Below are 19119 nucleotides of genomic sequence, written 5' to 3' on the forward strand. Positions count from 1 at the left end.
ATGAGTGCGATAAGGCGCCGTATTAATCAGGTACTGAATGTCCTGGCATCCTATTGGAAGGATGTACAAACAATTCCCAGCGCCATCAAGTGCAAGCCTGCCCACTTCATCTCCTAGCTTCAGGCTCTTGAGTTTATATTCCTTGGATGGCATGTTTCATGAGCTGGGAAGTTGAATACACGGATGAATTCGGAGACTGGTGGGATGACCTGGGAACAAAGGAACAAATTTCCGTTTCCGCCAGCGTTGATTTGCTTGGGCTTTTCGGGCCCGGCCTGGGCTTTCCCCATAGCAGCGATATCAAGGGCTCCCGGCATGGCAACTTGCGAGAGCTGCGCATACAGCACGCAGGGCGGCCATTTCGAGTGGTGTATGCCTTTGATCCACGACGATGCGCGGTGTTGCTGATTGGGGGACAAGGCAGTAACCATGGCTAAGAAATTCGATGAACTACAAGCGCGCATGACGCTGGAATCCCGTGCCGAAGCCAAGCTGTTGTTCCAGCAACACCTGCAGGAAATGCCGCTGCACGAGCTGCGCAAAGCTCAGCAGTTAAGCCAGGCGAGCCTGGCGAAAGCACTGAACATCAACCAGGCGGCCGTCTCCAAGATGGAACGCCGTACAGACATGTACATCAGCACGCTGCGTGACTACATCCGTGCGATGGGGGGGAGCTAGAAATCATCGCGACCTTCCCCGATGGCCAGGTCAAGATCGACAATTTCGCTTATTGAAAACCTTGCAGAAGCCTGGCGCGTGTCGGGCTTTGTTCTATCGGGCTATTTACCATCGCCGTCCCTCGTCATCAGGAGTTACCGCCCCATGCAGCACCAGTGGGATGAAATGCACCGCACTCGCAAGCCCACGTTCCTGATGTGCGGTGAGCCCCAGGGCGATGTGCTTAATCTCTATGTCCACGGTTATTCGGCGTTCTTCAACCGGCAACAACTGGGCAACTTCAAGGCGCAACTGGCGGGCATCGAAGGCTCGACCAACCTGATGCTGTTCTGGCCGGCGGGGCATTTCCTGGAAAACCTGTTTGCGCCGTTCAAGGACGTGATCGGCGCGATGCTCGGTGGCGGCAGCCTTGGCGCGGCCACCGTGGGCGTGGGCAAGGCGATTGCCTATTTTCTCGACCACTACAAAAGCGTCGAGGCGCGGGTGGACGAAGTCGCACGGAGCCTACTGCCGGAACTCGCCAGTTTCCTGCAGGGAGAATCCCTTGAAGTACGGCGTATCAACCTGATCGGCCACTCCCTGGGGGCGCGCATCCTGGTCAAGAGCGTGTTGGCCAACCCGGCAACCGCCAGCGAGCTGCCTTTGGACAACCTGCTGCTGATGGGGGGGGCGATTTGCACGTCGAGCCCGTGGAATGAGGTCTCGGCGCCGCTCAGGGGGCGTGTGATCAATTGCCATTCCAGCAAGGACTGGGCCCTGGCCATGAAGCCGGACACCGAGCGTTGTATCGGCCGTTACGCGATCCCCGTGACGCCGGCACTCAAGGGCAAGGTCACCAACGTGCACTTGGCGACCTTCGATCACGCGGCTTATTGGCCGCAATTGCAGACGGTGGTCCAGTACACCGACCTGTTGCACGAGCGACGCGGCATGATCCGCTCGGATCTGCGCAGCGCTGAAGTGCGTTTTGCCGAAGAAGATGTGGAGCTGTTCCCTGCGTTGGTGCAGGCGCGGCCTGAAGAGTTGAAGTTCCTCGCCGAATTGATGGCGAAAAAGCGCAGTGCATCCATAGATGCCAGCGTGCGCGAGCCGCTCAGGCTGGCCATCGAGTTGCAGCGCATGGGGGGCGATACCTTTATGAATCTGGCCCGTGGCCACGGTGTGAGTTACCGCCAGATCGCCGAAGATGTGGTGCAGCGATTGGGGATCAAGTTCGACGAGCCTCTGGATAAGGTCGAGTTGGCAGCGCTCGAAACCCAGGTCGCAGAAAAGCTCATCGAGCAGTACAAAGACAAACTCAGCCATGCGGATCGACAAGTGTTCGATGCACAACTCAAGGCGGCTGCACAAAAGGAACAGGGGTTGTTCAGCCGTTTCGATGTTGGCCGGTCGGCCACCACCGCGTTGAGCGGCACGGCGTTGGCCGGGCTGACGGGGTTTATCCTGCGTCGGGGCGCGGCGACCGCAATCCCGATGATGGGCCAGGCGTTGGCGGCGGTAATGCTTTTAGTGAGCGGTGTGCGCGCGTTTTCCGGCCCGGCATACTCGATCACGACGCTGGCAGTGTTGGTGATCGGTGTGATTCGCCAGCGCTCGGAGCGTGAAGCGCTGAACCAGGAGATGGCCCTGGTGGTGCAGGTGGTGGAAGCGTTCGACCTGCCGCGGGAGACGGTGATGCGCACGGTTGCGTCCGACTGATAAGCTGTGCCTCCATCGAGTGTGTTGCCTGGGATACCGCGTGAAATTCAGCCTGCCAAAAATCGCTACTGCCCCGTTTTGCCCGCCGGAGGTGGCCGGCTCTGTCGCCGTTGACCCCAAGGCTTCTTTCTTCAAACGCATCCTCATGTTTGCGGGGCCCGGCCTGCTGATCTCCATCGGCTACATGGACCCGGGCAACTGGGCCACGGCCATCGAGGCCGGTTCGCGCTACGGTTACAGCCTATTGTTCGTGGTGCTGTTGGCCAGCTTGGCGGGGATGGCGGTGCAGTGCCTGTGCTCGCGGCTGGGCATCGCTACTGGCAAGGACCTGGCGCAACTGTGCCGTGAACGCTACAGCAAGCGTTCCTCACGCACCCAGTGGGCGTTGGCGGAAATCTCCATCATCGCCACCGACCTTGCCGAAGTGCTGGGCTGTGCCCTGGCATTTCACTTGCTGCTGGGGGTGTCGCTGACCACCGGTATCGTGATCACCGCTTTTGATACATTGCTGATCCTGGCCCTGCAAAACCGGGGTTTCCGCCGGTTGGAAGCGATCATGCTGGCGCTGGTGGCGACTATCGGCGTGTGCTTCTTCATCGAACTGGTATTGATCAAGCCTTACTGGCCGGACGTGTTCAGCGGTTTCACTCCGTCACTGTCGGCCATCAGCGATGCTGCGCCGCTGTACCTGGCCATCGGTATCCTCGGTGCTACGGTGATGCCCCATAACCTCTACCTGCACAGTTCCATCGTGCAAACCCGACTGATCGGCAAGGACCTCGCCAGCAAACAGGACGCGGTCAAGTTGGCGCGCATTGACACCATCGGCTCACTGGCCCTGGCCCTGTTGGTCAACGCTGCAATCCTGGTGCTCGCCGCCGCGGCCTTCCACAAGACGGGCCATACCGACGTCGTCGAGATCCAGGACGCCTACCACCTGCTTGACCCACTGGTCGGTGGTGCCTTCGCCAGCATCCTGTTCGGCATTGCGTTGCTGGCCTCCGGGCAAAGCTCAACGTTCACCGGCACCATCGCCGGGCAGGTGATCATGGAAGGCTACCTCAACCTGCGCATTCCCTGCTGGCAGCGGCGCCTGATCACTCGCGGGCTGGCACTGATCCCGGCGTTCCTGGGGGTTTGGCTGATGGGCGACGATGCCATCGGCAAACTGCTGATCCTCAGTCAGGTGGTGCTCAGCCTGCAGTTGCCATTTGCGCTGTACCCGCTGATACGCATGACCGGTGATAAACAGTTGATGGGGCCGTTTGTGAATCGGCTGCCGACTCGCTTGCTGGCGTGGTTCCTGTTTGCGGTGATCAGTGGGGCGAATGCGTGGCTGATTGGGCAGTGGGTGTTCTGATGTGAGGGCGCATTTGTCTGGTGGGCTTCACACCTGGATCGCCAAGGATGTGTATTGGGCAACCTGTGGGTCGGCGGTTAATAGCCGCATCGGCTCGCTCATGGCGGTTGCCACGATGAGTCGATCAAACGAGTCTTTATGAAGGGGCTCAAGGTCTTTTACCGCAATTAGCCAAAAGTCGAAGCGCTATCCAAGACGGCCCGACGGCTGGCGGCAGCGGTTCGCTCATCGCGTGACGGTTTGTAGTAGACGAGGTCCATGAAATCCCTCCCAAATAGGTTTTGACAGAGTCTGCTCCAGGGCATGAGGCTTTGAAATACTGGCCAGGAAATTCAGAATGGAACTACTTCTTGAAGTAGGAAATATCCTCAATGACTCCCCTCACTCAGCGATCCCAATAAGGCACCACGCCAAAACACTCCACAAAATAATCAATCACCGTTCGCACCTTCAGCGACAACCGCCGGCTCCCCGGCCATAGCGCGGCAATTTGTTGCGGCTCCAGGGTGGTCGCCACTTCGTACTCCGTCAGCACTGCCTGCAAGGTGCCTGCACGTAAGCTTTCCCCGATCAACCAGGAAGGAAACACCACCAGCCCAAGGCCTTGTTCGGCGGCGTAAGTGAGGGTGTCGGCATGGTTGCCGGTGATCGGACCCTTGACGCTATAAGGTGTCCAGTCGCCCTTGCCCTTGCGGAAAAACCAGCGCTGCTGGCCGGTGATGCCCTTGTAGGCCAGGCACTGGTGGCTGATCAGTTGGTCAGGGTGTTGTGGCGTGCCATGCCGCGCCAGGTACGCGGGGCTGGCGGCGATGCGAAAACGTTGGGGCGCGAAGATGCGTGCCTGCATGCTGGAGTCGTTTAGCACGCCGATGCGAAAGAGCAGGTCGGTGCCATCTTGCAGGGGGTCGACGTAGGTGTCGGTTTGCTGGATATCCAGTTGCAACTTCGGATAACGCCGGCACAACTCGCCAAGCCACGGGGAAAGATGGCGCTGGCCAAACACCATGGGTGCATTGATGCGCACCAGGCCGCTGGGCTCGCTTTCCTGCTCCTGCAGGGCTTGGCCGGCGGCTTCCAGCTGCTCGAGCATCAAGCGCGCATGCCGTCCGAGCAGGCGCCCGGCCTCGGTGGGGCTGACCGCACGGGTGTGACGGTAGAGCAACTGCTGGCCAAGAGACTGTTCCATGAGCTGAATCTGCCGGGAAATAGAGGAGGGCGCCAGGCCCTCACGTCGCGCCACTTCAGAAAAGCTGCCGAGGTCCAGCACTGCGACGAACAGGCGTAACGCCTTGAAACTCAATTCGTTCAAGCCTTGCATTAGGTTTTCCTTCTGTGCGATTTGCGCAAAGGTGTTGTTGGCATGCTCCCATTTATCGCACAGGACGGCCACCGGATAATGCGCGTCATCCAATCCTTTATTGATGTGCAGGTGATGTATGCAAGCAAGCTCTGTTGAGGGCGTGGCGCGGGCCAAGCCGAAAAAAAACGGCCTGCGGCTGCTGTTGTTGCCGCTGGTGATCCTGGCCGGCATGGGCCTGTCGGTAGAGGCCGGGTTGCTCGGGCCGCTGGGCGTGCAAGTGGGGCACTTGTGGGCAACGTTGAGCATCTTTGGCGTGGGCTCGGCCATTCTGTATCTGCTGCTGTTATTCAGCGGCCCGCAAAAGGGCCCCGCGCTGTCCGAGTTGCCGCGCTGGCAGTTGATTGGCGGTTTCCTGGGGCCGATTTATGTGGTGGTGCTGACCCTCGCCACGCCGCATATCGGTATTGCCATGACCATGATCGCGATTTTGTCCGGGCAGGTTGGCAAGAGTGTGCTGATCGACCATTTTGGTTGGTTCGGCGCGCAGCGTAAGCGGATCAATGGCGAGCGCTGGATTGCCTTGGCATTGATTGTGGTGGCACTGGTTCTGATTGCACGAGGGTAAGACGATGAATCTGATTCTGTTACTGGTAGTGGTGGTGGCCGCGGGAGCGGTGTTGAGTGTGCAGGCGGCGATCAATGGTCGCTTGGGCCAGGCCGTGGGTGTGCTGCGCGGCAGCCTGGTGACTTTTGTGGTGGGCGCGATTGTCACCGCGTTGTTGATCTTGTTCTTTGAGCCCGCCCAGTCCGTGAGCTTGCTGGACGTGCCGAAATGGCAGCTCACCGGCGCGTTGTTCGGTGTGGTGTACATGATGGTGATGGTCGGCGCGGTGCCAGTGGTCGGCACAGCCGTCGCGACCGTCGCAGTCATCGTCGGCCAATTGGGCATGGGCATGCTGATCGACAACTTCGGCTGGCTGGGCAACCCGGCCATCGAACTGTCGGGTGCCCGAATCGTGGCGATGGCCTGCCTGGCACTGGCCCTGGTGTTCATGTACCGCAGCAATACCTGCACCGACTGATCGTTTGAACCATTGCTGGCGGGCCGCAGTCACTGCTTAAGGTGCCGGCGCCCGCCGCACCGGGACGACCATGAAAAAGGAGTCTGACCATGCCAGATAAAACCTGTGCCTGCCCACACTGCAAGTGTGTGCTGGGAGCTGATGCGGTAATGAAGGACGGCAAGGGCTATTGCTGTCAGGGCTGCGCCGAGCACCACGCGCATGGTGAGCCGTGCGCGGCGGCCACGGGGTGCGAGTGCGCCAAGTCGGCCAACGGCTGAACGTGTGCAAAAATATGGGAACTGGCAAGCCAGTTCCCATGGGTATGGCCTACTGGGTTTCCAGTTCGAGCCGCAGGCTGTGGTCGGACAGACGTTGGCTGTCTTTTACAACCGCGCTGGTGCGCCGCCCCTCGAGTGCAAACACCACTGTTTGCGCCTCATGCAGGTCGTCCGGTAGTGGCTGAAACACCTTCAGTACCATCCAGCCGGGTTGTTGTTGCAAGCTCACGTTGCACTCGACATGCTTGGCCAGCGGTCCGAACAGAGTGTCCTGGGTGTAGTCAATGCGTGCCCTGCCATTGACCGATTCGGGTAAGTCCATGCTCATCTCTCCTCGATCAAGCCTGGGCGCGTGCATCCGAGCGGCGCCATTGCACGTTGGTGAGACCGGACTTTTCGGCTTGCGCCTGGCTGGTCTTCTTCACCTGCTCGCGTGAGAAACGGCCAATGCGACCGATGCCTGCGTCACAGCTCGCCCAGTGCCAGGCCTCAACGGTGTCGAGTTTTTCCAGGCGGATGATGAACGACTTGGGTTCACCGTGCAGGATGTAGTCGATCACAAACAGTTTTGCGTTATTCATTGGCCCATTAAACCTCCCTGTATAAGCAAGTGATCCTCCCTGGCGGTAAAAATTCACTCGGATTGTCGAGCGGTGGTCATTACCATGGCGGCTCACCCTTGATTGATGTGTGCCCATGGCCCTGGCCGCGCCCCCCGACCTCAGTAATCACGCCGTCCCCGTGCAACCCCTGGCGCGCACCTATCCGCGCGGACTGTACGTTGAGCCTCATAGCCACGAGTGGGGCCAGCTGCTCTATGCCATGAGCGGCGTGATGTGGGTCGAGACCCCGCGCGAAGCCCTGGTGGTGCCGCCTCAGCGTGCGGTGTGGCTGCCGCCGGGAGTGGAGCATGGGATTCGCGTGGTGTCGGATTTGCAGATGCGCAACATCTACTTGCGCCCGGCGCTGGCGGCCACGCTGGACAGCCAAGTGCAGGTCATCGAAGTCGGTGGTTTGCTGCGTGAGCTGATCGTCACGTTGGTGGAGGAAGGCGATAGTGGTGAGGCGGCGTACTACGACGCGGTCGTCAACCTGGCCTTGCTGGAGCTGCAAAGGGCACGTCGCTCGCAGATTCGCATCGCCATGCCGGTGGAGGCGGACCGTCGGCTGATCAGCGCATGCCAGGCGGTCATGGCTGCGCCATCGCTGGAGATCTCTTTCGAGCACCATGCCGAAACAGCCGGTGCCAGTGTGCGCACCTTGTCGCGGCTGTTCCAGAACAACCTGGGCATGGGCTTCGCCCAATGGCGGCGGCAGGTGCAGTTGGCTACAGCGGTGGCGGAGTTGATTCAGGGGCAGTCGGTCAGCAGCATCGCGCGTTCGCTCGGCTACTCCCCGAGCAGTTTCAGCGACATGTTCCGCCGCGAACTCGGCGTGGCGCCTTCGCACTACATCGGTTGAGTGTTTGGCCGAAATCCTGAAGCACTTGGCCGATGCTTCAGGAGTGCACTCCCTACACTGAGCGCATCCACCCACAAGGCGCCGCCCTATGAACTACCTGATTTCCCTCGCTATCGGCCTGTTTGTCGGTGTGATCTATGGTGCCTTGGACTTCCGCTCGCCCGCGCCGCCGGCGATTGCGCTGATAGGCCTGATGGGCATGCTGCTGGGCGAAAAGCTCTGGCCCATGGGGCGGCAACTGGTGATTGCCTGGTTCTCCTGATCTCTTTTTCAACTTGATGGATATTGGCCATGAAAGCACTGCAATTTTCCGCCACCGGCGACCTTGCCGCCCTTAGCATTGTTGACGTTGCCGCCCCAGTGCCGGCCACCGGTGAAGTACTGGTACGGATCAAGGCGGCCGGTCTTAACCCCAGCGATGTCAAAAACGTGCTTGGTCGTTTCCCCTACACCACCTTGCCCCGCATCCCCGGCCGTGATTTTGCCGGGGTGGTGGTGGAAGGCCCACCGGAACTGGTGGGCCAGGACGTCTGGGGTACTGGCCGCGACCTGGGCTTTTTTGCCGATGGCGCCCACGCCCAGTACCTCACCGTGTCCGCCAAGGGCGTAGCGCGTAAGCCCTGCTATCTGGACTTTGCCCAGGCCGCCAGCCTCGGAGTGCCGTATACCACCGCCTGGGATGCCCTAGAGCGCAGCGGCGTGACCAAAGGCACGCGCTTGGTGGTGGTGGGTGCCAACGGCGCCGTGGGCAGCGCGGCCTTGGCCCTGGCGAAAATCCGTGGCGCCCAGGTGCTGGCCGCCGTACGTCGCCCGGAGCAGGTCGACGTATTGCAGAAGCAAGGTTTCGAGGCGATTGCCTTGGGCAAGTCGGAAGAACTCGGTGTGCAGGTGAATGCGGTGTTCAAGGGCGGTGCGGATGTGATCTTCGACACCACCGGCTTTTGGCTACCAGCTGCTGTCGCGGGTCTGGCGCCATTCGGTCGTATCGCGATCATTGCGGCACCGGTAGACGGCCATGTGCAGCTACCGGCCCTGGCTTTATACCGCAAGGGCGGCTCGGTGGTGGGGATCAATTCGTTGCTCTATAACTGCGAGCAGTGCGCGGCGATGCTGGAGCAGTTCGGACGTTTCTTTGATGAAGGCTTGCTGCCGTTGCCCACCGGCCTGCGTGAAGTAGCGCTGGTCGATGGGGTGCAGTGCTATGAAGAGGTGAATCAAGGCAGCGCAGACAAAATCGTCTTCCTGCCTTGATCCCGGCGGTCAGGCTTCTGGAACACCTTTCTCCCAGGCCGACCAGTTCTTGAGAATCGCCTGTACCAGCGGGTTGCCCGTGCGGTACAGGTTTTCCAGTGCCGGCACGAAGCCGCCTTGATCGGCGTATTTCAACAGGTTGTCCACTTCGCTGTAGCCAGGGTACGGACGGTCGAAGTCCGAGCCTGCACGCACTACCGCCAAGCGCTGGATATCCACGAGACCTTCGCGGCTGGCGCGCAGCAACGCTTCGTAGGTGGAGTTGTCTTCCTGCTGGGTGGTGCAGTATTCACCTTTGTTATCGGTGAGCAATTTGGTCCAGACCTCGGCGCGTTCGCTCAGGCGTGTGCCGGAGAACCAGGTGTTGCCCGCCAAGGTGTCGCAGCGGGTGACTCGCGGCGGTTGATTGGCCGGGGCGGCGGGGTAGTGTTTACGCCAGGCCGCGGATTCCTTGCTTTCTGTCAGCTCCACTTTCTGCGACAAGGCAAACGCCTTGGCCTGTAACTTGGGGTTCAGCTCAAACACCTCTGTTTTGTAGTCCAGCGGAGGTTTTTCGTTGGGACCCTTGGTGTTGATGCCGATATAACCCGTCGGCCAATCCTTGGGGGCGTCCCGCGAGTCCAGCTCCCACTGGGTGCCGAATTCCACCAGATAGTGCGCCCAGGCGGCGGTGCCGATAGTGCCGTGTTTGGGGCTGATACCCGCGATGCCGGCGATCAGGAAGTAGCTCTGACGCAAGTCGAATTTGGGCGACAATGCCAAGGCGAGGGTGGATGCGGCAGCGTTGGTCTGGCCCATGCCGGTGACCAACAGGCACACGTCCTGGGTGTTGCAGCGGATCACCGGGTATTCGGCGGACAGCCCCGGTACGCGCACTTCCTGCTTGAGCTGCAGGCGATCGACCCAGGTTTGCGCCTCGGGGGCAAACATGGTGATCAGCATCACTTTGGGTTTGATCGGTGCGGTATCAGCCAGCACCGTGTGGGGCAACAGCGCCAGGCTGACAGCCATGGAGAGACGGGTAAATGCATTCATCTAAAGCTCCTCTATCAGAATTGGTAACCCACGCCGGCGTAGTAACCCCAGCCGTCGGAGCGGGCACGGAAGTTGCCTTCGCCGAAGTTCAACTCGCTGCCGTCCTCCCAGTTGCCGCCGTTATGGAAGTAACGACCGACCAGGGTGAAGCGCAGATGGGTAAACGAATACAACAGCACATTGGTTGCGACCAGGGAGTTGGCAGTACGCGCCGGGTTGTCCTTGTGCAGGTCGGAGCCGAAATCGTAGTTGGTAAAGCCGATGTAGGTCAGTGAGGCGCCGTTATCAAACTTGCCGATGGGCACGATGTACTTCATTTGCGCGCGGTAGCCGTCCCATGAGTATTCATTGCTGGCGCCGTAGTTTTCCCATTGGTAGCGCCCGTAGAAATTGGCCGACAGGTTCACCCGCGAATGGGTGTCGATGTCGGTGCCGAGACCGCTGTACAGGGTGTTGGCGCGGTTTTCCTTGCGGCTGCCATGGTCGTAGATCCAGTCGAACGCCACGTACCATTCCTTGAACGGCCCGATGGCCAGGCTGCGGCCCGCCAGGTAGTCGATGGAGATACGTGGCTCATGTTCCATGAACACCGGCGAGCCATGGTCCCAAACGCCTTTGTCATTACTGTTACCGATGGTGAGGATCTTCGGCACGTCAATGTAGCCGTATAACTCAAAAGGCCCCTTGCGCCCGAAGTACTCGTATTCCAGGTAGACATCATCCTGTGGCTTGGGGCCGAAGCTGATGTCTTTGCTGCCGATCAATGTCAGGTCCTGGTTGAACCATTCCGACAGGTACGCGCCTTTTTTTGCCGGGCTGGCTTCCGGGCTGAGGGTTTCGCCCTGTGCTGAGTCATCGAGTGGTTTTTCCTGCGCCAAAATGGGGGCGCTGAGTACTCCCGTAACGGCGGCCAGTAGCAAGGAAACACCAAAGGAGGCTGGACGCCTTGAGGTGGGGTGCATTGAAAATCCCTATTCGTACGCGGTTTGGACCCGATTCTTCGGGTAGAGGTGAACTGGGTTGCCAAGTTCATACCGCAAACGTTTGCACAGGCTGTACCAAGTTTGCTCAATAGGTTGATCAATTTGAGAAAAACTGGATTTAGTCGACCTTTTGGTCAGAATTGACTGGGTGTCATTTTTTCAATGCGTTGGAACAGATTCATTGCAGTTTCCCGCCGATAGTCACTTGGCGTCTGGTGCATTTCGATACGAAAGTGTCGATTGAAATTGGACAGGTTGGCGTAGCCCACTTCAAAACAGATGTCCGCCACTGACATCTCGCTTTGCAACAATAGCCGGCAGGCGCGCTGCACGCGGAACTTGCGTACCAGGTCGATAAAACCATGGCCGGTGTTGCGCTTGAAGAAACGCGAGAAGCCCGGTTCGCTCATCTCCAATTGCTGCGCGATTACCGACAGGCGCACATCGCCAGTCAGCTCGCGCATCAGATAGTCGAACGCCTTGTTGATGCGTTCGGCGCTGCGTGCGTCCAGCGTCGGCGCATAGCAGGGGCTGGCCAGGGCCTTGACCTGTTGCGTCGGGGCGTTTTTCAGGGTGTCGAGCAGTTGCAGGAACAGGATAAGGCGTTGCAAGCCGTGGGCGGTGCCGATGGCCTCCATCAAGCGCGCAGCCTGAAACGCGATGTCGCCGGTGAATTCCAACCCGCGCCGGGCATGTTCGAACAGCGGTTGCAGGTCGCCGAGTTCCGGCAGGGTCTTGCGCAGGGCGAGAAGGGCGGCACCGTCGAATTGCAGTACCACGTCGCGGCCGGTCAGGTAGTCGCCGGGCGCCAGCTCGCCGATCCAGTCGTGGGGCAAGTCGGGGCCGATGAGGGCCACATGCCCGGCACTGAACGCACCGATGTAGTCGCCCGCCACCAGTTTGCCGCTGCCTTGGCGGATCAGGTGGATTTCAAATTCGGGATGGTAGTTCCAGCGGGCCAGGTCGTAGGGGTAGTCGTGTTCGAACCAGCGGAAGCAGTGGTCCGGCTCGGGCAGGATCACTTCGAGTTCGGCGGGGCGGTGCTCGAACAGCTTGGCGCGGCTGATGGGCATGGCGGGGAGTCTTATAATGCTTGGAATCGCTCCAAAATACGCGCCCCGGTCATGGGCGCGCTACCCCTGGTTTCGCCTGGCACTGGTACTTTTTTAACGTTCACTCCAAGGTTAAAAAAGTACCAGTCCCCCATCCTCCATGCGTTTGTGGGGGCTTTGCCAAGCTGCTGTAATCGGCCCTCAACAAAAAAAACAACAGGTAGAAACCGCTATGTCCAAGCTCCCGCAAGCGTTGTTCCTGCTTTCCGGCCTGGCGCTGGCCATGCCCAGCCACGCCGCCGACATCGTGACCATCGCCACGGTCAACAACAGCGACATGATCCGCATGCAACGCCTGTCCAAGGTATTCGAAGAGCAGCACCCGGACATCAAGCTCAACTGGGTGGTGCTGGAAGAAAACGTGCTGCGCCAGCGCCTCACCACCGATATCGCCACTCAGGGCGGGCAGTTCGATGTGCTGACCATCGGCACCTATGAAACCCCACTCTGGGGCGCCAAGCACTGGCTGGAACCCTTGACCCAGCTGTCGGCCGATTATGACGCCGACGATATCTTCCCTTCGGTGCGCCAGGGCCTGTCGGTCAACAACACCCTGTATGCTTTGCCGTTCTACGGCGAAAGCACCGTCACCTACTATCGCACTGACTTGTTCAAGCAGGCCGGGTTGAGCATGCCCGCCCATCCTACCTGGAGCCAACTCGGCGAGTTCGCCGCCAAGCTCACCGACAAGGATAAGGGCCAATACGGCATGTGCCTGCGCGGCAAGGCCGGTTGGGGCGAGAACATCGCCTTGCTGAGCACCATGGCCAACGCCTTTGGTGCACGCTGGTTCGACGAACAGTGGAAACCTGAACTGACCAGCCCCGAGTGGACGGCGGCCGCCAACTTCTACGTCAACACCCTCAAGCAATACGGCCCGCCGGGTGTGTCCAGCAACGGCTTCAACGAGACCCTGGCGCTGTTCAACAGTGGCAAATGCGCGATCTGGGTCGATGCCAGCGTCGCCGGCTCCTTCACCACCGACAAGAGCCAGAGCAAGGTCGCCGACAGCGTTGGTTTCGCCGCCGCGCCTACCGAAGTCACCGATAAAGGTTCTTCGTGGCTGTATGCCTGGTCCCTGGCGATCCCGGCTACGTCCAAGCACAAGGACGCTGCCAAGGCCTTCATTAGTTGGGCGACGTCCAAGGAGTACATCCAGTTGGTCGCTGATAAAGAAGGCATCACCAACGTACCGCCGGGAACCCGACAATCTACCTACAGCGAGGCGTACTTGAAGGCTGCCCCGTTCGCCCAGGTGACCCTGGAAATGATGAAGCACGCCGACCCCGCGCACCCTTCAGCCAAGCCAGTGCCATACGTGGGGATCCAGTACGTGACCATTCCCGAGTTCCAGGCCATTGGCACCTCGGTTGGCAAGCTGTTTTCGGCGGCGCTGACCGGTGGCATGTCGGTTGACCAGGCCTTGCTGCAAGCCCAGTCCACCACCGAGCGCGAAATGAAACGCGCCGGCTACCCGAAATAACTTCGACAGGACCTTTTCATGAAACGACTTGAAGGCAAGAGCGCGCTGATCACCGGATCGGCGCGTGGCATCGGCCGCGCCTTTGCCCAGGCCTACATTGCCGAAGGCGCCACCGTGGCCATCGCCGACATCAACCTGCAACGCGCCCAGGTCACGGCCGCTGAACTGGGCCCACAGGCCTATGCCGTCGCCATGGATGTCACCGACCAGGCCTCCATCGACGGCGCGATTGCCGCCGTAGTGGCCCAGGCGGGCAAGCTGGATATCCTCATCAACAATGCCGCGCTGTTCGATCTGGCACCCATCGTCGATATCACCCGCGACAGCTATGAACGGCTGTTCTCGATCAACGTCGCCGGCACGCTGTTCACCCTGCAGGCCGCCGCGCGGCAGATGATCAGCCAGGGCCACGGCGGCAAGATCATCAACATGGCCAGCCAGGCCGGGCGCCGTGGCGAGCCGTTGGTGGCGATCTACTGCGCGACCAAGGCGGCGGTGATCAGCCTGACGCAATCGGCTGGGTTGAACCTGATCAAGCAAGGGATCAACGTCAACGCCATCGCACCGGGTGTGGTGGATGGCGAGCATTGGGATGGGGTGGATGCGTTGTTTGCCAAACATGAAGGATTGGCGCCTGGCGAGAAGAAAAAGCGGGTAGGGGACGAGGTGCCGTTTGGGCGAATGGGTACGGCGGAGGATTTGACCGGGATGGCTATATTCCTCGCCTCAAAGGACGCCGATTATGTGGTGGCCCAGACCTACAACGTCGATGGCGGCAACTGGATGAACTAGAGCCCTACATCAATCACAAAATGTGTGAGCTTCGGCGCTCTTCAAATCGCGTTACTCGGCAAAACTGCGGTCGAAGAAGTAGATTTCTCCAGGTCTGAGAACCGCCACCGTCGCCTGGGGCCTGCCACCCTCACCATTCTTCTTGCGCCCCGTTTCACGCAAATACCCCGCCTCCGTCAGCTTCAGCAAGCGCTGACGGATACTGGTCTTCAACACCGGCCGCGCCAGCACCAGGGAAAAGATCGTGGTTGCCTCCGGCGCGCTGAACTCATCGCCCAGGAACATCAGCGGCAAGCTGCTGTACAGCGACTTGGAGAACAAGCGTTCCTGCACGGCGGCCACGATGCTGTTGTGATCGAACGGCAGCTTGATGCTGCCATCCGCGACCCCCGCCAGTGAAAACCAGGCTTGATGCTCACCCAGCTCTACCTCATCCGCCACGATCGCCAGGTAGTACGTGGACGACGACCAGCAACGCGGATCACGAAACGCATCCCCCACTGTGCCCACTTGTTCGCACCAGACCAGCTCAACACCCACCTTGTCACTCGCGCGCAAGCGCTCCACCGCATCCTTGAGGCTCAGATCTTGCACTCCGCCATTCACCACCATCCCCGGTAGCGCCCAGTGCCCGGCGAAGGGCTCGGCGTCGCGTTTGTTCAGCAGCAATTTCAGTTCCCCGGAGGCGCGGCAATAAAATAATACGCACAGGTCGACGGTGTGGAGGTAGGGGCTCAGGGGCATGTTGACGTCCTTCTAAACAGCGATGGCGCACAGTCTAACCAATCGAGCAGATATGTCATGGACTTGCTTCAGGATAGATAACCAAATGTTTCTTGCAATGAAAGTACATGACGTGTACTTTTGTTTCCAGGCCACAGGAGAACCACCATGACCCTCTCGAAATCCGCCATCGCTTCATTCGACGTCGATGCACAAAAGAGCTTCACGCCACTGTGCCCCCATGAATTGCCTGTGGCCGGCGGTGACCAGATCGGTGCCGAGCTCAACTACATGGCCAGCCTCGCCGGCCATCGCGTTGGCAGCAAAGACGCCCACACCCCGCACGCCCCTTGGGTGGTCTCGCAGCACAGCGAAATGCTGCAGCCCACCGGCCTGGCCCATGCCGATGTGACCTGGGTGAGCCATTGCGTACCGGGCACCGAGGGTTTCACTTTGCTCGATGAGTTGCCTACACCTTATGACTACGATTACTTCATCTGGAAAGGTGTCGAACCCGACCTGCACCCTTACGGCGCCTGCTACCACGACCTGCACGACAAACTGTCCACCGGCGTGATCGAGTTCCTGAAGGCCCAAGGCGTGACCCGCGTGATCGTCGGCGGCCTGGCGCTGGACTACTGTGTCAAGACCACCGCATTGCAACTACTCAAGGCCGGCCTGGAAGTGATCCTGCATCTGCCGGCGTGCCGAGGCATTACAGAGGCGGGCGGTTTACAGGCGGTCAACGAATTGCTCAAGGCCGGTGCCGTCATCAGCAGCACCCGCGAAGAACTGGCAGCACAGGCCACGCGTTAAGGAGACACACCATGGAAAGTGCCTACGACTACGAAACGCCCGTTATCCAGGGTTTGCTCGACACCGACTACTACACCTTCACCATGATGCAGGCTGTGTTGCACCAGCACCCGAATGTCGACGTCGAGTACAACTTCATCGTCCGTTCGAAGGAAAAACTCGGCCACCTGATTCCCGAACTGCGCGCCGAGCTGGAAAAAATGGCCGGCCTGCACATGCGCGAAGGTGAACTGCGCTTTCTGTTCAACCCGCGCTTTCGCGAATACCTCACTCCGGACTACGAGCGTTTCCTCGGCCTGTTTCGCTTCAACCTGCGCTACATCCACGTCAGCGAAATCGACGGTCAACTCAACATCCGCGTGGTCGGCCCGATGCTGCACTGCATCATGTTCGAACAGCCGGTCCTGGCCCTGGTCAGCGAACTGCGCAACCGCGACAAATACCCCGACGTGACCCTGGAAGACGTCACCCGCAAGCTCTACCAGAAGTTCGACTGGCTGAAGAAAAACCTCAGCCGCGAAGAATTGGCCGACCTGCGCGTTTCCGACTTTTCCACCCGCCGGCGCCTGTCGTTCAAAGCCCAGCGCGAAGTGGTCGACATCATGCGCCGCGACTTCCCCGGCCAGTTCGTCGGCACCAGCAACGCGCACCTGGCCTACGAATTCGACCTGCCGCTGATCGGTACCATGGCGCACCAATGGCTGATGGTGCACCAGCAACTGGGCCGCCTGCGCGAAAGCCAGAACGCCGCCCTGGAAAACTGGGTGCGCGAATACCGTGGCCGTCTCGGTATCGCCCTGACCGACTGTATCAGCACCGACTTTTTCCTCAAGGATTTCGACCTTTACTTCGCCAAGCTGTATGACGGCCTGCGCCAGGACTCGGGTGACCCCATCGCCTGGGCCGACAAAGTCCTGGCCCGCTACAAGCAACTGGGCATCGACCCGATGACCAAGGACCTGATGTTCTCCGACGGCCTGAACTTCGAAAAATGCCTGCCGATCCTGCGCCACGTACGCGGCAAGGCCAGGTTCGGGTTCGGCATGGGCACCAGCCTGGCCTGCGATGTGGAAGGCGTCGAACCGCTGAGCATCGTCATGAAACTGGTGCGGGTGCACGGCGAGCCGGTGGTGAAGTTCTCGGATGACCCGATCAAGAATGTCTGCGAAGACGCCTCGTTTTTGCAGTACGCGGCACAAGTGTTCAATGTCGGCAGCGTGGAGGTGTGACATGCAAGAACGTATCGCGCAGGAACTGAACATCAATCGGCAACTGGTCAAGGGCTGTGAGGCCAAGGAGATCCAGCGGCGTATCGACTTCATCAAGACCACCTTGCGCGGCGCCGGCTGCAAGGCCTTGGTACTGGGCATCAGCGGTGGTGTTGACTCCCTCACGGCCGGCCGTTTGTGCCAGTTGGCCGTTGAGCAACTGCGCAGCGAAAACTACGCCGCGCGCTTCATCGCCATGCGCCTGCCCTACAAGACCCAGGCCGACGAGCACGACGCCCAGGCCTCCCTGGATTTCATCACGCCGGACCACACCGACACCCTGAACATCGCCGCCAGCGTCGACGGCCTCATGGGCAACCTGAACGCCACTGAAGCCAGCGCCGCCCATGTGGATTTCATCAAGGGCAACGTCAAGGCACGCACGCGGATGATCGCCCAGTACGCCGTGGCCAATCTGCACAATGGGCTGGTGGTCGGCACCGATCACGGCGCTGAAGCGCTGATGGGTTTTTTCACCAAGTTCGGCGACGGCGCCTGCGATCTTGCGCCACTGTCCGGCCTGACCAAAACCCAGGTGCGCTTGATCGCCACGGCCCTCGGTGCCCCCGACAACCTGGTGCACAAACACCCCACCGCCGACCTGGAAGAGCTGGTTCCGGGCAAGCCGGATGAACATGCCTACGGTTGCACTTATGCAGAGATCGATGCGTACCTGATGGGCGAACCGGTGAGCGAGCGGGTGAGTGCGATTGTCGAGCGTGCGTACAGCAAGACAGCGCACAAACGCGCGCTGCCCATTGCTCCCCTTTGATCAACGCTCGATCGACCGACTCCACCGCGCATTCCACTCCGGACGCGCCTGGTTGACCTGGTCCCAATCAATTGAAATCGCCGTCTGCAAGTAACCCTGCATCGCTTCTACCCGCGCACGGGTCTTGTCGGTGGTCGGTGTGGTCGGGTTCGACGGGATCTGGTCGCCTTCTTCCAACGCCGGGGCCTGGGCTTGGGCGGTGAGCAGGAAGGCCGCCAGTTTCTGCGCCAGTTCCGGCTGGTCGTTACGGGCAATCACACACTCAGCCACGTTCAGCACCACCGCGCCTTCCTTGGGTTGGGCATATTCCATGGGCACGCCGAGCAGTTTCTGGGTGGCGACCTGGGTCGGGGTGAGCGGGAAGATCGCGGCTTCGTCGGTCTGGACCATTTCGGAGATCTTCGCCGAGCTGGCGATGTATTCCAGTACATTGGGGCCGACAGTTTTTGGCCAGGCCTTGAAGCCGGGGTCGACGTTGGTCTCGTCGCCGCCCTGCATACGGTTGAACATCAGGAAGCCATGCAGGCCGAAGGTGGAGGAGGCCAGGGACTGAAACACCACTTTGTCCTTGAAGCGCGGGTCGGCCAGGTCCATCCACGAGGTGGGCGCGGCCCAGCCTTTTTCCTTGAACATCTTGGCGTTGTAGCCCAGGCCGGTGACGCCGAGGGTCACGGCCACGGCTTCTTCCTTGATCTTCGCCTTGGCGGGGATTTGCTCCAAGGTCGGGCTGGGCGCCAACTTGTCACACAGGCCCATGGAAATCGCGCGGTACATGATGCCGTCGTCGAGGAACATCACGTGCATCTGCGGGTTGTCTTTGTTGGCCTGGACCTTGGCGAGAATGTCCGACGACGTGCCAGGCACGATCACCACCTTGACGTTATTAGCCTTTTCGAACGCGGGCAGCACCTTGTCGGCGTACACCCGTTCCATGGTGCCGCCGTTCATGCCCAGGTACAGCGTCGGCGCCGCATGGGCAGTGGAGGCAAGCAGAGTGAGGGACAAGCAGGACAGCGCGATACGTGGGTTCATGGATGTTTTTCCT

Annotated in this window: 21 protein-coding genes and 3 pseudogenes; 15 read left to right on the forward strand and 9 right to left on the reverse strand. The window is 60.1% G+C overall.

The features are described from left to right. Positions 1 to 158 precede the first annotated feature (158 nt). The 4 genes and pseudogenes from LVW35_RS11120 to LVW35_RS11135 form a co-directional block, all read left to right on the forward strand. A pseudogene (locus LVW35_RS11120) lies at positions 159 to 416 on the forward strand (type II toxin-antitoxin system RelE/ParE family toxin); the annotation flags it as partial. Between the two features lie 13 nt (positions 417 to 429). Next, positions 430 to 734, forward strand: a pseudogene (locus tag LVW35_RS11125) (XRE family transcriptional regulator). A gap of 88 nt (positions 735 to 822) precedes the next feature. Then, on the forward strand, positions 823 to 2376 hold the full coding sequence (locus tag LVW35_RS11130) for a DUF726 domain-containing protein (protein WP_233895489.1): 1554 nt from the start codon (positions 823 to 825) through the stop codon (positions 2374 to 2376). Between the two features lie 40 nt (positions 2377 to 2416). Then, entirely contained in the window at positions 2417 to 3736 is a 1320-nt protein-coding gene (locus LVW35_RS11135; RefSeq protein ID WP_233895491.1) for an Nramp family divalent metal transporter, read from the forward strand. 27 nt (positions 3737 to 3763) lie between these two features. On the opposite strand, the pseudogene LVW35_RS11140 reads toward LVW35_RS11135, so the two are convergent. Together LVW35_RS11140 and LVW35_RS11145 are read right to left on the reverse strand one after the other, a co-directional pair. Then, positions 3764 to 3904, reverse strand: a pseudogene (locus LVW35_RS11140) (type II toxin-antitoxin system VapC family toxin); the annotation flags it as partial. Between the two features lie 217 nt (positions 3905 to 4121). Further along, the gene (locus LVW35_RS11145) at positions 4122 to 5054 is read right to left on the reverse strand and encodes a LysR family transcriptional regulator (RefSeq protein WP_233895493.1); all 933 of its coding nucleotides are present in this window, start codon (positions 5052 to 5054) and stop codon (positions 4122 to 4124) included. Positions 5055 to 5172: 118 nt separating this feature from the next. Here LVW35_RS11145 and LVW35_RS11150 point away from each other — a divergent pair, with 118 nt between their 5' ends. The 3 genes from LVW35_RS11150 (at position 5173) to LVW35_RS11160 (ending at position 6378) form a co-directional block, all read left to right on the forward strand. Continuing rightward, complete coding sequence (locus LVW35_RS11150) at positions 5173 to 5661, forward strand: DMT family transporter (protein WP_233895495.1); 489 nt, start codon at positions 5173 to 5175, stop codon at positions 5659 to 5661. 4 nt (positions 5662 to 5665) lie between these two features. Continuing rightward, a complete protein-coding gene (locus LVW35_RS11155; protein WP_233895497.1) occupies positions 5666 to 6118 on the forward strand; it encodes a DMT family transporter in 453 nt (150 codons plus the stop codon). 89 nt (positions 6119 to 6207) lie between these two features. Then, positions 6208 to 6378 (forward strand): metallothionein, encoded by a 171-nt coding sequence (locus tag LVW35_RS11160; protein WP_233895499.1) that lies wholly within the window; start codon positions 6208 to 6210, stop codon positions 6376 to 6378. A 49-nt stretch (positions 6379 to 6427) separates the two neighbouring features. Here the strand turns inward: LVW35_RS11160 and LVW35_RS11165 are convergent, their stop codons facing one another. Both LVW35_RS11165 and LVW35_RS11170 read right to left on the reverse strand, forming a co-directional pair. Then, the gene (locus LVW35_RS11165; protein ID WP_233895501.1) at positions 6428 to 6700 is read right to left on the reverse strand and encodes a hypothetical protein; all 273 of its coding nucleotides are present in this window, start codon (positions 6698 to 6700) and stop codon (positions 6428 to 6430) included. A gap of 16 nt (positions 6701 to 6716) precedes the next feature. Further along, positions 6717 to 6959, reverse strand: a complete 243-nt coding sequence (locus LVW35_RS11170; protein ID WP_233895502.1) for a DUF6555 family protein — start codon at positions 6957 to 6959, stop codon at positions 6717 to 6719. A 115-nt stretch (positions 6960 to 7074) separates the two neighbouring features. Here LVW35_RS11170 and LVW35_RS11175 point away from each other — a divergent pair, with 115 nt between their 5' ends. From LVW35_RS11175 to LVW35_RS11185, 3 genes are all read left to right on the forward strand, one after another. Further along, positions 7075 to 7839, forward strand: coding sequence for an AraC family transcriptional regulator (locus LVW35_RS11175; protein WP_233895503.1), 765 nt, complete (start codon positions 7075 to 7077; stop codon positions 7837 to 7839). Between the two features lie 88 nt (positions 7840 to 7927). Beyond that, complete coding sequence (locus tag LVW35_RS11180; protein WP_233895504.1) at positions 7928 to 8101, forward strand: DUF1427 family protein; 174 nt, start codon at positions 7928 to 7930, stop codon at positions 8099 to 8101. 29 nt (positions 8102 to 8130) lie between these two features. After that, complete coding sequence (locus LVW35_RS11185) at positions 8131 to 9090, forward strand: quinone oxidoreductase family protein (RefSeq protein ID WP_233895505.1); 960 nt, start codon at positions 8131 to 8133, stop codon at positions 9088 to 9090. Positions 9091 to 9099: 9 nt separating this feature from the next. Here the strand turns inward: LVW35_RS11185 and LVW35_RS11190 are convergent, their stop codons facing one another. The 3 genes from LVW35_RS11190 to LVW35_RS11200 all read right to left on the reverse strand — a co-directional run bounded on the left by LVW35_RS11190 (position 9100) and on the right by LVW35_RS11200 (position 12181). Further along, the gene (locus LVW35_RS11190) at positions 9100 to 10125 is read right to left on the reverse strand and encodes a purine-nucleoside phosphorylase (protein ID WP_233895506.1); all 1026 of its coding nucleotides are present in this window, start codon (positions 10123 to 10125) and stop codon (positions 9100 to 9102) included. A gap of 14 nt (positions 10126 to 10139) precedes the next feature. Next, positions 10140 to 11087, reverse strand: a complete 948-nt coding sequence (locus LVW35_RS11195; protein WP_233895507.1) for a nucleoside-specific channel-forming protein Tsx — start codon at positions 11085 to 11087, stop codon at positions 10140 to 10142. 155 nt (positions 11088 to 11242) lie between these two features. Continuing rightward, a complete protein-coding gene (locus tag LVW35_RS11200) occupies positions 11243 to 12181 on the reverse strand; it encodes an AraC family transcriptional regulator (protein WP_233895509.1) in 939 nt (312 codons plus the stop codon). 262 nt (positions 12182 to 12443) lie between these two features. On the opposite strand from LVW35_RS11200, the gene LVW35_RS11205 reads away from it, so the two are divergent. Beyond that, positions 12444 to 13703, forward strand: a complete 1260-nt coding sequence (locus tag LVW35_RS11205) for an ABC transporter substrate-binding protein (protein ID WP_442799671.1) — start codon at positions 12444 to 12446, stop codon at positions 13701 to 13703. Positions 13704 to 13721: 18 nt separating this feature from the next. After that, positions 13722 to 14495 carry an L-iditol 2-dehydrogenase gene (locus LVW35_RS11210; protein ID WP_233895512.1) on the forward strand — a complete coding sequence of 258 codons (774 nt, stop codon included), beginning with the start codon at positions 13722 to 13724 and terminating at the stop codon, positions 14493 to 14495. Positions 14496 to 14546: 51 nt separating this feature from the next. On the opposite strand, the gene LVW35_RS11215 is transcribed toward LVW35_RS11210, so the two are convergent. Then, a complete protein-coding gene (locus LVW35_RS11215) occupies positions 14547 to 15239 on the reverse strand; it encodes an NUDIX hydrolase (RefSeq protein ID WP_233895513.1) in 693 nt (230 codons plus the stop codon). 147 nt (positions 15240 to 15386) lie between these two features. Between LVW35_RS11215 and LVW35_RS11220 the strand changes: the two genes are divergently transcribed. The 3 genes from LVW35_RS11220 to nadE are packed head-to-tail and all read left to right on the forward strand — an operon-like array spanning position 15387 to position 18074. Then, a complete protein-coding gene (locus tag LVW35_RS11220; RefSeq protein ID WP_233895514.1) occupies positions 15387 to 16034 on the forward strand; it encodes a nicotinamidase in 648 nt (215 codons plus the stop codon). 11 nt (positions 16035 to 16045) lie between these two features. After that, on the forward strand, positions 16046 to 17263 hold the full coding sequence (gene pncB, locus LVW35_RS11225) for a nicotinate phosphoribosyltransferase (protein WP_233895515.1): 1218 nt from the start codon (positions 16046 to 16048) through the stop codon (positions 17261 to 17263). Position 17264: 1 nt separating this feature from the next. Further along, positions 17265 to 18074 carry an ammonia-dependent NAD(+) synthetase gene (gene nadE / locus LVW35_RS11230; protein ID WP_233895516.1) on the forward strand — a complete coding sequence of 270 codons (810 nt, stop codon included), beginning with the start codon at positions 17265 to 17267 and terminating at the stop codon, positions 18072 to 18074. Here the strand turns inward: nadE and LVW35_RS11235 are convergent, their stop codons facing one another. Next, entirely contained in the window at positions 18075 to 19106 is a 1032-nt protein-coding gene (locus tag LVW35_RS11235) for an ABC transporter substrate-binding protein (RefSeq protein ID WP_233895517.1), read from the reverse strand. Between the last annotated feature and the right edge of the window lie 13 nt (positions 19107 to 19119).

The organism is Pseudomonas sp. HN11 (genome assembly GCF_021390155.1).
GTDB lineage: Bacteria > Pseudomonadota > Gammaproteobacteria > Pseudomonadales > Pseudomonadaceae > Aquipseudomonas.